Source organism: Fibrobacter sp. UWB3 (assembly GCF_002210405.1).
Classification (GTDB): domain Bacteria; phylum Fibrobacterota; class Fibrobacteria; order Fibrobacterales; family Fibrobacteraceae; genus Fibrobacter.
In genome coordinates this window covers 1-12,255 of sequence record NZ_MWQJ01000014.1, presented here as the reverse complement: position 1 = coordinate 12,255, position 12,255 = coordinate 1, and the positions used below count along the sequence as shown (strand labels likewise).

The 12,255-nt window shown below is 49.8% G+C and carries 13 protein-coding genes and 2 tRNA genes; 11 read left to right on the top strand and 4 right to left on the bottom strand.

Annotated features, from left to right (window positions below):
• Positions 1-29: 29 nt before the first annotated feature.
• Both B7991_RS13505 and B7991_RS13500 read right to left on the bottom strand, forming a co-directional pair.
• The gene (locus B7991_RS13505) at positions 30-455 is read right to left on the bottom strand and encodes a hypothetical protein (protein ID WP_088631298.1); all 426 of its coding nucleotides are present in this window, start codon (positions 453-455) and stop codon (positions 30-32) included.
• Positions 456-493: 38 nt separating this feature from the next.
• A tRNA-Leu gene (locus tag B7991_RS13500) sits at positions 494-576 on the bottom strand.
• Positions 577-810: 234 nt separating this feature from the next.
• On the opposite strand from B7991_RS13500, the gene B7991_RS13495 reads away from it, so the two are divergent.
• Complete coding sequence (locus B7991_RS13495; RefSeq protein WP_088631297.1) at positions 811-1,365, top strand: prepilin-type N-terminal cleavage/methylation domain-containing protein; 555 nt, start codon at positions 811-813, stop codon at positions 1,363-1,365.
• Between the two features lie 7 nt (positions 1,366-1,372).
• Positions 1,373-1,834: a type II secretion system protein gene (locus B7991_RS13490; RefSeq protein WP_088631296.1), complete on the top strand. Its 462-nt coding sequence runs from the start codon at positions 1,373-1,375 to the stop codon at positions 1,832-1,834.
• Between the two features lie 174 nt (positions 1,835-2,008).
• Here B7991_RS13490 and B7991_RS13485 read toward each other — a convergent pair whose 3' ends face one another.
• A complete protein-coding gene (locus B7991_RS13485; RefSeq protein WP_254917982.1) occupies positions 2,009-3,409 on the bottom strand; it encodes a toxin-antitoxin system YwqK family antitoxin in 1,401 nt (466 codons plus the stop codon).
• Between the two features lie 76 nt (positions 3,410-3,485).
• On the opposite strand from B7991_RS13485, the gene B7991_RS13480 reads away from it, so the two are divergent.
• From B7991_RS13480 to B7991_RS13440, 9 genes are all read left to right on the top strand, one after another.
• Entirely contained in the window at positions 3,486-4,229 is a 744-nt protein-coding gene (locus B7991_RS13480; protein ID WP_088631294.1) for a hypothetical protein, read from the top strand.
• Between the two features lie 8 nt (positions 4,230-4,237).
• Complete coding sequence (locus tag B7991_RS13475; RefSeq protein ID WP_088631293.1) at positions 4,238-4,789, top strand: hypothetical protein; 552 nt, start codon at positions 4,238-4,240, stop codon at positions 4,787-4,789.
• Positions 4,786-5,496 carry a hypothetical protein gene (locus B7991_RS13470; RefSeq protein ID WP_088631292.1) on the top strand — a complete coding sequence of 237 codons (711 nt, stop codon included), beginning with the start codon at positions 4,786-4,788 and terminating at the stop codon, positions 5,494-5,496. The genes B7991_RS13475 and B7991_RS13470 overlap by 4 nt, the downstream gene beginning before the upstream one ends.
• A 74-nt stretch (positions 5,497-5,570) precedes the next feature.
• Positions 5,571-5,654: transfer RNA gene (locus tag B7991_RS13465), tRNA-Leu, on the top strand.
• Between the two features lie 57 nt (positions 5,655-5,711).
• Complete coding sequence (locus tag B7991_RS13460) at positions 5,712-6,293, top strand: GNAT family N-acetyltransferase (protein ID WP_088631291.1); 582 nt, start codon at positions 5,712-5,714, stop codon at positions 6,291-6,293.
• 207 nt (positions 6,294-6,500) lie between these two features.
• On the top strand, positions 6,501-7,346 hold the full coding sequence (locus tag B7991_RS13455; RefSeq protein ID WP_014546591.1) for a TIGR02147 family protein: 846 nt from the start codon (positions 6,501-6,503) through the stop codon (positions 7,344-7,346).
• The gene (locus B7991_RS13450) at positions 7,346-8,617 is read left to right on the top strand and encodes a carbohydrate binding domain-containing protein (RefSeq protein ID WP_088631290.1); all 1,272 of its coding nucleotides are present in this window, start codon (positions 7,346-7,348) and stop codon (positions 8,615-8,617) included. The genes B7991_RS13455 and B7991_RS13450 overlap by 1 nt, the downstream gene beginning before the upstream one ends.
• A gap of 20 nt (positions 8,618-8,637) precedes the next feature.
• Complete coding sequence (locus B7991_RS13445) at positions 8,638-10,368, top strand: alpha-1,4-glucan--maltose-1-phosphate maltosyltransferase (protein ID WP_088631289.1); 1,731 nt, start codon at positions 8,638-8,640, stop codon at positions 10,366-10,368.
• 170 nt (positions 10,369-10,538) lie between these two features.
• Positions 10,539-11,960, top strand: coding sequence for a glycosyl hydrolase family 5 (locus B7991_RS13440; RefSeq protein WP_254917981.1), 1,422 nt, complete (start codon positions 10,539-10,541; stop codon positions 11,958-11,960).
• Positions 11,961-12,059: 99 nt separating this feature from the next.
• Here the strand turns inward: B7991_RS13440 and B7991_RS15010 are convergent.
• A partial coding sequence (locus B7991_RS15010; RefSeq protein ID WP_217898068.1) for a hypothetical protein occupies positions 12,060-12,255 on the bottom strand: 196 nt, incomplete at its 5' end.

Sequence of the window (12,255 nt, the reverse complement as noted above, 5' to 3'; positions counted from 1 at the left end):
TTGCACATTTTGGCGCTTTTAGCGAGTGATTACGCTCTCAGAATTTCGACGAGCTGCTTTGCGTTCTTTTCGATAAGCACGAATGCTTCGAACATGCGGGCTTCACGCCATTTGGTCAAGTACTTCGTCTGCCAGTCCACGGCGATCACATCCGGGTCCTTTGGTCCGTTTTCGTTCTGGTACCAGACTTCCTTCGTGATTTCGCGGATCATAGCACCCATTTCGGCGGCCGGCTGCAAAGAACCCTTGCAGAGGAGGAGGGCACGGAGGTTGTCGAGGAGGATTTCGTCAGAAGGCTGTTCAGCATCTTCGCGGGCACATTCCCAAATTTCGTCGCGGTGGCGTTCTGTCCAGCCGAACAAGTACTTTTTGGTCTTTTCGAGCTCGCCCTTGGCAAGCTTTTCATCGACCGCTTCGCGCGGATAATATATGCTGTTTGGATAGAATTCAATCATGATCTACCTCCCTTCTGCGAAGTGAAGCACAAAAACAATGCCCGGGGCGGGACTTGAACCCGCACGGAGTTGCCCCCAAGGGATTTTAAGTCCCCAGTGTCTACCATTCCACCACCTGGGCAGGTTGTGCGCGTGTAATATAGCAATTTGTGTGGGTAAAATTACACGAGTCTTCATTTTAATATGGTTTTTATCACCTTTTTCACCAAAAACATATTTTCTGTTTATAAATGTTTACTTTGTGGTCGCGTTAATGTATATTATGAATTGGACTAAAGCGAAAAAAGGCCCTTTTTATTATTAATTTTGGTTCGATTGTGGTGTCTTGGATGTCTTGTCGTGTGGAGATTTAGATATGTTGAATCACGGTTCAAAAAAGAACGGTTATACCCTGGTAGAAGTCCTTGTTGTCGTTACGATTATGGGCGTTTTATCATCTATGGGTGTTGCGGGCCTAAGAGGTGCTGTGATCAATAGCCGAATGAAGGACAATGCCTTGAATGTGACGGCTTTTTTGGAACGTGTTGCGAATGAAGCGAACCGAATGTCCAAACGTATCTGTGTCAAGAAGGATAACGATCAGCGAATCAGCGCTTATGTGGCCAATCAATGTGACGGTGTTGGTAGCGATGGCTCGGAAGTTTTTGATACTTACGAACTTGAAGCTCCAGCGAAGTTTGAATGTGGCGACGGAATTGACATGAGCGAAATTTCTGGTTTTAGTGGTGGTGATTGGGCCCAAAATGGAGCCTTGTTTGTTCCGCGTATCGGGCTTTCGGCGGCACCTGCCGAGGGGTATGTGTGCATGCAGTATGGAAGCCATGGAACGTATGCGGTTGCCATCAAGAAAAAAAACAATAACATGATCGTCCCGATGTGGAGATCTGGTGCTTATTGGAGTAAGCTGTAGGTTTGTTATGGTGAAACTTTTGAAGAATAAGAAAGGCTTTGGTATTGTTGAAATCCTGGTCGCTGCTGCGGTCCTCGGTTTTATGTACATGGCTATATTGAATCTTCAGGGCGGAAACCATGATGCATTGCTGCGCATCCGCGGCCGTGACGGGGCTATTGAAGTGGCCCAGCAGGTTTTGGATTCCCTCAAGTCCGTAGGTATAGCCTCTATCCCCTCGAAGTCTCTTTCGGATACGACTTTTGATGTGCATGATATTGACCGCAAGTGGGCTCGTGGTCTTGGCGATTCCGCAACGGTGACGTACTCTTCGCAGGTGACTGTGGCGGCAACGCAAAATTATACTTCGAAGGATTCTTCGCAGTACGAGACGATTCGCCACGTTTACGCAAAACAGGTGAAGGTCAAAGTCTCCTGGAATTTCAAAGGCACAACGCAGTCTATCGAAGTCTCAAGTGTAATTAGATGAAATGTCATCCTGAGCGAAGTCGAAAGACAACTTGGAAGGCGAGTGTTGCGACCATACTTGCATGGGCATAACCGAGCCGAAGAGTTGGGGCTTTAGCCCCATCCAGTAAAAATATTCACTAGAAATAACTGGATTCCTCGTCCTAACGGACTCGGAATGACGTTGTTCTGTCTGTTAATTTCCTAAAATGTGCATGATTACGGGCCGGTTCTTGCCGGCTTCTGTTTTATGTATTGTGAGTTTGCCGGTGCTGTCGTAACTGAACTGTTCACCGACGCGTTCGCCGTTCACGTAGTTGAGGCTGTCCTTCAATATGCCGCTCGGATACCAGTTGCGCCAGATGCCATGGCGTTTGGATTTGCCGTCAGGAGATCTTTGCCAAAAACCTTCGCTTGCCATTTTGCCACCCATGCTGTCTGGGTAGAAACTGCGGCTTATGCGAAGAGCTGGATCTCCATAGCTTGTCGGTGGATCGTCGTACGCCCAGAATTCTTCGTACAAAAGAACGTGTCCTGCCTTGATGTAGCGTAACGATACCGGAAACTTGCCGATGCTTTGTTTGAACGCATCCTTGTAGCTTAAGGTGCAAGTGTCGAGTGTCCCGCTGGGCCAAGAAGAATGGACAAACGAAGTCTCGGCGCAGAACAGCGTGGAAGAGTTGGCACAAGTTCCGTAGGAAATGCCGGAGCTTTCTACAGGTCCGTCTGTTTCTTCCGTAATAAAATTGCTTTCCCGTACAACGTTGTTGTTTTCGTCGAACCACTGTATTTTTTCACGCCCCTTGAAATAATCCGACTTGATTTTTTTGATGAGGGAACCGTCTGCCCTGTAGGTTGTGTGCGGGTCGAAAAGGATGTCGCTGTCTGCGAATCCTTCTTCCTTGATTTGGGCTTTGTTGCAACTTTCGCCAGTGGAATCGGGTTCTCCATATGATTCGTAATACCGCTTGTAAATGCCTGATTTCTCTTCGCCTTCGCATTCGTAGTATTCCACAATTCTGCAGTCACGACCATAGCGTTTGATGTATCCCGGATTCGGTTCGTTTTCCCCGTCATGAATAAAGTTTCTCTTCACATCGTAACAGTTGCTGTTTTCTTCGGCGAGAATTCCGTTGTCGTGCCACTTTTTCCATATGCCTGTGGGGTTCCCCTTGTCGTCATAATGTTCTTCAAAAGCCTTTACCCCATTGTGGTGATAGCCTTCCCAGTCGCCAACAGGGTGGTCATCCTTGTAATACTGGACTGCTTCGACCTTCTTGTTCTGGTAGTAGACCGTCCACTTGCCGTCTTTTTTCCCTTTGTTGTAGAGTCCGATCATTGCGACATCGCCAAAGCCTGTCCAACGTTTGAATTCACCATGCGGGAGGCTGTCTTCGTAGGGAATTTCTAGCTCCTTGATGCCGTCGTTGTACCATTCGTTACGCTTGAGGACGGTACCGTCGGGGTAGACCCAGATGGAGGTCTTTTTGACGCCGTTTGCGTGCCTTGCGAGGATATGTTCTTCTGCCCGCTCGACTGTACAGCCGGCGAAATAGCATAAAATGGCAAAAAAGGCGATTAAATGACGGAGTCTCATTGTTCGTAAAGTAGAAAAAAAGTAATTTCTAGATGTGAACGGACAGACGAAAAAATCAATTGCAGAAACTTTGCACATGAAAATCCAGACGCCCTGGATTTGGCTTGTCGTCGTTCTTACGATTTGTTTGACGGCTCTGTTTTATGTTTCGCAAAAACCGCAAGTCGCCGTTTATTCCCAATACGTGAAGTCGCTTTGTGATTACCAGTTTGCCGATGCGAGCCTCATGCGTTCGATGGAACGCGTCCGAAGCGGAAATGGAGTCGATTCGGCAATAGTGCTTTCTCAGATGATGGCGCTTCGTGAAGTGGCTCTTTCGTTTGATGCGGGCATCCAAAAGCTCGAACAGGCGGGCTTTTCGGCGCCTCCGGCTGCGTCTGTTTCGCTTTTCAAGTCTAGCGTCTTGGCTAAGGTCTCTTGCTTGCAGCGCTATCTTTCGGAACGCATGGCATGGCATGCAGAGCTGGGAAAAGTCTACCGCTTGATGGAAATGAATCCTTCAGATGCCGGGCTTCCGTTAATGCGCAAGCTGGATTCGGCGAGGGCAGGGTATGCTGTTGTGCCGGATGAGCTTGTGCTGCCGGAGTCGATTAACAAGCGCGTGGAATCGCTATTCCAAAAAAATGTGGACCTGTACGAAGCCTGGAATCAGTTCGATAACGATAAGACTCTCAGCGTGAGTGACGAACTGCTCCACTTTTTCCAGATGGAAAATCTGAAGGAAATATCGCTTTCGGAGAAAGTCCCGCTTGCGTTCTATTTCTTGTCGCTCGTGCTTTTGCTTGCCACGTTTTTCTTTATATTCAAGTCTAAACAGTAAGGATTGCAATGTCTATTTTCCGTGTTCGTAAAGTTGCTTTTATCAATTTTGGTCTGCTACTGATATTCCTTGCTAGTTGGGTCTCGTGGTACATTTATCCACTGGCGAAAAGCTTCTTTGTCGAAGAAAGCTTGTTCTATGGCAAGGTGAGCTATGCAGCTATTCCGAGCTTGTTCGGCGGTTCGAACTTGCCGTTTTTCGATAAGACTTTTTTCCAGATTAACGGCGATACAAAGTGCACGTTCGTGCTTTATGCCAATGACGATCTTTTGGACGACATGGCCGAATGGTTTGATTTCTCGGCGATGAACGCGAGCGAAATCCCGCTTGAAATTTATGCCTCACGTGTAGGCGACAAGTTTATCGTGAAGTCGATGGCTTCGAAAAATGGCGAGCTCAGCTGGGATGACTTGTCGGCGGATTACCAGTTTTACTGGTGCTTTATGGGCGTGAGCGTTGTTGCCATTATGCTGATTTTGGGCATTATTTTGATTTTTGTAGCGCTTGTGCATAAGCCGCGGCAGGTAAGGCTACAGAATCCGGCGGATGTTTTGCAATGATGAATCGCAATTTGGGGCTTTGGGTATTGCTGTTTGCGAGCGCACTTGCTTTTGCAGCTCCAGATTCTCTTGTGATTGATGTGCGCGGTGCAAAGGCGAGTTTCCAGAGTCCTGCGGGAATCTGGTGGCCTAAAAAAATAAAGAAAGCTCCGGTTGTCGTCTGGTTCCACGGGGGCATGAGTAGTGGTAACTGCGCGAAAGGACTTGTGGCGGGGGCGGACTTTGCGGAGCTATATCCTGAAAAAATTGTGGTGAGCGTATCGGCTTGTCGCGATAACCATTGGGTCACGCCGGCTGCAATTGCCGCTGTTGATGCGGCGCTTGATTCTGTGGCTGCAAAGCGTGGAGCGCCGGTAGAACGAGTTTCGTTGGTGGGCGTTTCGGACGGCTCGCTGGGCGTCCTGGTTTATTCGCTCGAAGGGCGCCGTGCTGTGGATGACCGCTTGCTCATGAGTTCGTTCGGGGGCTTCTTGGGAGGTTCGTCGGAGCTTGCGGCGCCGAAGAAAATGCAGGTGGGGCGTTTCCGTTTTTTGCAAGGGGGCAAGGACAGGCTTTATCCGTCTGACCAGACGGTGCCGTGGATTACGGAATTTTGCAAGGCAGTTCAGGTGGACTGCGAACTCCGGTTCGACCCCGATGGCGAGCACGATTGGGATTACTGGAAGGGCAAGCGGATGGAATGGATCCGCAACGCCATCCGCAAATAATTTGGGCCAAATAGCCTTATTTATGAACCTCCCCTTGACAAAAGGGTGTTTTTTTTCAAAATTTGGTGCACCACGCGGATGTGGTGGAACTGGTAGACACGCTAGATTCAGGTTCTAGTGCTCGCAAGGGCATGAAGGTTCAAGTCCTTTCATCCGCACTGAAAAACCCGGTAGTTCGCTATCGGGTTTTTCGTTTTGCTATTGTTGAGTTGGATATGAGTGATTTTTTAGATGATGAACTTTGCGAATTCTCGCTGCAAGAGGTTGATGGCGAGTGTGTCGTGTTGCGCCCGCTTGGCGAGGCGGACGTGCAGCCGCTGTTCGAGCTGATCGAAGGCTCTCGTGAGTTCTTGTCGGATCACTTGCCGTGGCCTGTTGAGGAATGCCTAACTCCCGAAGATGTTTCTGCGAAAATGGATGCCTGGAACTTGCAGGCGCAGATGGCTAATGGCGCCTGCTGGGGCATTTTCGAGAAATCTTCGCAAAAAATCGCAGGCTGCATTATGCTTGGCTGGGTGCAGTGGAAAAATCGCTCGGCGACTGTGAGCTATTGGCTTGGGGAGCGTTTTTGCGGTCGCGGACTTGCGACCGAAGCTCTTTTGCTTGTGGCGGGCGAATCTTTTGCGATGGGGCTGAACCGCCTTGAACTTACGGCTTCGGTCAACAATCTAAAGAGTGTTGCGGTCGCCCGCCGTGCCGGATTCCAGGAAGAAGGTGTTTGCCGCGAGTACGAACTCCTCCACGGGCATTTTGAAGACCATATCCGCTTTTCGCTCCTCGCTAGAGACTTTTGTTAAGCATTCACGGCGTTTGTTGCTCTTGTAGCGTTCGGGGCGTTGCGGGGTGGAACCCCGCTCGAAGGGGTGATGGAAGACCCGGCGAGCCGGGGCTGCAATCAGGGGAATGCCTGCCCCTCTCGTCTCTCGTCTGACATGGTTACTTGGGTAAACGATAAAAGCTTTTTATTCTTTGATTTTGTGGCGTAAGACTTCTATTTTTAGAATATGGAAACAGGAGAAAATCGCATAGTTGAACCTGATGTTCTGCAATACACGAACTACCGTGTGTATTTGCGGGACTATTATGAGTTCAAGAAGAAGACGGTTCCGGCTTTTAGCCTCCGTTTCTTCGCGGAGAAGGCAGGGCTTTCGAGCCACGCCCATCTCAAGCTCACGATTGACGGAAAGCGAAATATTACAAAGAACACGGTGGTAAAGCTCATCCACGGCCTCGGCTTGGATGGTCAGCGTGCTGCATATTTCGAAAGTCTTGTTTTCTTCAATCAGGCTCAGACGGATGCGGATAAGCAGGTTTATTACGCCCAGCTTTTGAAGGCGAGCCCGCGCTCCAAACTGCACAAGATGGATGCGGCTCAGTTCCGTATTTTCCGCGAATGGCACCACTCTGCGATTCTCGAGATGGTGGCTCTCAAGGATTTTCGCCCGATTCCCGACTGGATTTCCAAGCGCCTCGGCGGCCTCATTACGCCTGCCCAGGTGACGGAATCTCTTAAACTTCTCGTGGAACTGGGGCTCCTGGTAAAGACCGCGAACGGTTACCGCCAGCGCGATCCCCTGATTACTACTGACGACGAAGTCCAGGATTTGATGGTCAAGATGTACCATCTGCAGATGCTCAAGCTCTCGGCGGACATGCTTTCGGCGCTTCCGGGCTCGCAAAGGGACGTTTCTGCCCTGACTTTCAGCATAAAACGCGAAGATTTCCCCAATTTGAAAAAACATTTGCAACTCATGCGCAAAGAACTACTAGATTTCTCAGCAAAGGCTGGGGAAGGTGAGGATGTTGTGCAAATCAATATCCAGCTTTACCCTCTAACCCGAGGAGTATAATGCGTTCTTTGTGTTCAATAATCGGTTGCATGCTTGTGGCATTGTGGGCGGCCGGATGTTCTGAATCCGACACTACGGCCGGTATTGAAATTGGAAATCCGGAGATTGCACAGAACATCGGGCTTACCGCTGATTTCTCCATCGACTATTCAGACGCAAAGCCTGTCGCTCTTGCCAAGGCGGCATCCAAAGACGAAAAGGTCGTTATCGATACGTTCCGTTTGTCTTTGATGAATGTCTATTCTTACAGTAGCTACTATACGATGGTCATTACGGACGATCAGGATGGCGGTCTCCAGCTCTGGCCGTACGAAGAAGATCCGGCTGCGGTACTTCCGATTTCGTTTACGGAAGGCGAAATTGTCAAGGATGCATTTGAACACATCAACTTGAAACATAACGGCATTTTGAAGGAAATCCGTGTCGGTTTCGAAGTGAACCGTAAAGATGGAGTCAATTCTATCTATGGGCGAATCCGCCAGGATGGCAAGGAAATTCCTTTTGTCTACGAATTGAACCGCATTCAGGGCTTTGACCTGTTCTACCATTCGTCTCAGACCGAAATTCAGGAATCTTCTGTGAATTTGTCTGTGATATTCCGCGTGCGCCGCTTTGTCGGTGGGCTTGACCTTGGTTCGGCTAAGGTCGGTGACGATGGCGTTATTCGCTTTAGCAAGACGGAAAATACGGAACTTTGGGAATCGCTGAACGAACGTTTCTTGCCGAGTTTCCAGGCTCTGCGCTACAAGTACACGGATGATCAAGGTAAAAACCATAGTGATTACGTGGACGACGTGTGGAGCGAAATTAGTGGAAAACGGAACAGCAATTTTATCACAAACGGCAACTTTGACGAAGGCGGTGCAGACTGGGTGTTCCATACGCAGTTCAATGGTGTTGCTGATACGGCTGTCGTTAAAGAAAAGAATTCCAAGGTGATGCGTGTCCGTGTTACACGAGGTGGAGACTATTCGTACAGCGTGCAGCTGTTGCACGAAAATATTCCTGTGGTGGCCGGAGCTACATACAAGTTTATTTTCACCATCTGGTCTGATGTCGAAGGCGAAATTACCGCTCGTTTAGGAAAGTCCACTTACTACAACGTGACCAACGGCTTCCAGGAACACGTAAAGGTTTCGACTTCTGGCAAATCTTTTGAAATAGAATTCTCGCCCGATGAAACGGACCCGTATGCCCGTCTGGACTTGAATCTGGGCAAGGCCGAAAGGACGTTCTGGATTAAGGACGTGCAGTTGATTAGAATTAAGTAGTTTGCTAAATTCTAGTCATTATGGCAACTATTCCAACTCTAAAAGAAAATCTCGTTATTGAAAATATTCGCCCGAGCATCGAGGGCGGCCGCTTCATGCTCAAGCGTGAACCCGGTGATACTGTGACCCTCCAGGCAGACATCTTCCGCCATAGTCACGAAAAGTACGATGCTGCGATTTTTTATCGCCACGTTTCCAAGAAAAAGTGGGAACAGGCTCCGATGCACTTTGTCGACAATGACCTTTGGGAAGGCTCCTTCACTGTCGGAAACATCGGTTATTACGAATACAAAATTTGCGCATGGACCAAGGAACCGAAGGACGTTCCGACAGAAAGCCCGGTGATGAAGCTCCGTGTGGACCCGGTCTACAGCCGCGTGGGTACGTGGTACGAAATGTGGCCGAAGAGCCAGGGCACTGACCCGAACAAGAGTGCAACGTGGAAGGATTGTGAAAAGCAGCTCGACTACATTGCAGGGCTTGGCTTCGATACGGTTTACCTTGTTCCGATCCACCCGATTGGTGTCACGAACCGCAAGGGCGCAAACAACGCGCTCCACGCCAAGGTCGACAAGAAGGGAAATCCGCTTGAACCGGGATGCCCGTATGCTGTCGGTAACAAGAACGGCGGTCATTACGATGTGGACCCGGAACTCGGGACCATGAAGGACTTCGAACATTTTGCAAAAGCCGCTCGCGCCAAGGGACTTCGCCTTGCACTCGATATCGCGCTCAACTGCAGCCCGGACCATCCGTATGTGAAGTCGCACCCGGAATGGTTCTACCACGAACCGGATGGCAGCATCAAGTTTGCAGAAAACCCGCCCAAGAAGTACGAAGACATCTACCCGTTCGACTACTACAACGAGAACTACAAGGAACTCTGGAAGGAAATCGAGAACATTATTTTGTTCTGGGCGGATAAGGGAATTGAAATTTTCCGTATCGATAACCCGCACACCAAACCGTTCCCGTTCTGGGAATGGCTCATCGCCGACGTGAAGGAAAAGCGCCCGGAACTCGTGTTCCTCGCCGAAGCTTTCACGCGTCCGAAGATGATGCACCGCCTCGCAAAGTCTGGCTTTGACATGAGCTACACGTATTTCGCATGGCGCTCTGCAAAGTGGGAGTTCGAACAGTACTTGAAGGAACTCACGCAGTCCGACGCTAAGGAATACATGCGTGGTATCTTCTTCCCGACGACGCCGGATATCTTCCCGAAGTATCTTGCATACAAAGGACCGAATGCTTTTAAGCAGCGCTACTTCTTGGCCGCGACGCTTTCGAGCCTTACGGGTATGTACAACGGATACGAACTCTGCGAAAACATCCCGAGCCCGATCAAGGAAGAACTTGCCGATAGCGAAAAGTATCAGTACAAAGTACACAACTGGTCTGGCCCGGGCATTCAAGACTTTGTTCGCCGTCTGAATGTCGCCCGTCAGGAACATGTCGCCTTGCAGGAATACGATAACCTCGATTTCCATTACGCTCAGAACGACCAGCTCATGGTTTACTCCAAGAAGTCTGGTGATGACGTGATTCTCTGCGTGTGCAATATGGACATGGACCACGTGCAGGAAGGTATTGTTGAGCTCGACATGGCTAAGCTTGGCCTCCAGAACGATTCGTTCTTCTTCTTGAAGGATATCGTGACGGGCGAAAGCTATGTATGGCGTGGCAACAAGAACTATGTGAAGCTTGACCCTGCAAAGGCTCCTGGCCACATGTTCGTGGTGAAGAAAATCTAAAAACTTGCGAATCGCGAACGAAACGCCACAATCGCAATTGGAAACGCCCCGGAAGCCGCCGCTCCCGGGCGTTTTTTTAGATTGCTCACAAAAACTCTTTTTAAAAGCTTTTTTTGTGTCTTTTTTAGAGGATTAAATCTAATTTTAGACGAGGTATTTAAAGGATGATTATGAAAAAAATTTTATTGAGTTCTATATTGGCTGCGGGCGCTTGTGCAATGTTTAATGCCTGCTCTGATGATTCTCCGTCTCCGCTTACTCCGTCTGTTGCGGCATCTTCATCGAGTGTTGATTGGCTTGTTGGAAGCAGCTCTAGTGTAGATGGGAATAGCGATTTGGGATCCAGCTCTTCTGTTGTGCCGGGGTCCAGTGCCTCTAACTCGAGTTCTTCTGTGGTTGTACCGCCTAATTCGGCGACGAGTTCTAGCAATGATGGGCCGTCTCAGTCGAGCTCTTCTGTCAATCCGACATCTAGCGCCACTCCGAATTCGTCAGCCGTTGAAAGCTCTAGCAGTGCTGAACCAGAATTAGGTGCAGATGGATTCCCGACTCTTGAATCTTACGGCCCGCCTCCGGCCGAATACACCAAGGACATTAGCGCTACGGCAAAGCGCGGTTGGAATACCCGCTATTGGGACGCTTGCAAGCCGCATTGCTCTTGGCTTAGGGAAAACGCTAACGATGTGACTCGTGCAGACACGTCTTCCGATGCGGCCTACATTGCCGACTATGGCACTGCGCGTAACTGCAACATTCGCGATGTCGAAGTCCCCACCTTTACCTTGGGTGATGTTTCGAAGTCCTGGTTCGGTTACAACGGGACCAGGAGCGCTTGCGGCGACGAAAAGGAAAAGGGCGTGTTCACCTGCACGGACATGGCGCCTATTGCCGTGAACGACACGCTTTCTTATGCGTACGTTGCGGGCACTGCCGATAGCAAGTGCGGCAAGTGCTATCACTTGCAGTACGATGGCCACTTCGCGAACGAGATGGAAAACAACCCGCCAAGGGAAACCCACAAGGCGCTCAAGGGCAAGCACATGATTGTGATGGCCTCCAACATCGGTAACGATGTGGCGGGCGGTAATGCTAATTTACCTGCAGGCCAGTTCGACTTGATGGTGCCGGGCGGTGGCGTGGGCGCCTTTGACGCTCTTACTGTTCAGGTAAACAAAGGCCGCGACTTCAACTGGGGCGCAGGCTTTGGCGGATTCTTGACCGAATGCCAGAACAAGCTCGGTTACGATGCTACTCTCGCCGCGTACCAGACTTGCATCAAGGATATGTGCGACGCGGCCTTCGGCGACGCAGGCCTTCCGAACCTGTTGCGCGGTTGCCATTGGTTTGCCGACTGGTACAAGGCTGCAGACAATCCGACCTACTACATCGAAGAAGTGGAATGCCCGCAGTACTTGATCGACCATTACATGAGCCGATTCAACACCACTACGCAAACCAACATCAAGAAGGTGACGGACTGGTCCACTTACAAGGAAGGCGATGTGCTTGACACGCTCCATTGCTGGAAGGCAGGCGAGGCTCCTCCGGAAAACGGCTGGCAAAATCCGAGCGCCGGCTGCGATGTTAAATAAAGTAATCGAATAGATTTGAGACTCCTCGCACTCCGCGAGGAGTTTTTTGTGGAACGCCGTAGTGTTTTGGAAAATTGCTAGGTGCTTTGGTGTAAAACGTCATGGCGGGCCCCGTTCGCCATCCCGACCTGTCATGCCCGCCGGAGCCTGTGCTGAGCGCAGTCGAAGTAAGCGGGCATCTCCCTTTCCCCAAAAAAGATTTCTGTTTACAGAATGTGGATAATGTGTAGTGCCGGCGGCATACATCCCGTTTTTATCGAAAAAAGTGAAAAAAAGTGAATTTTTTTCACAATTA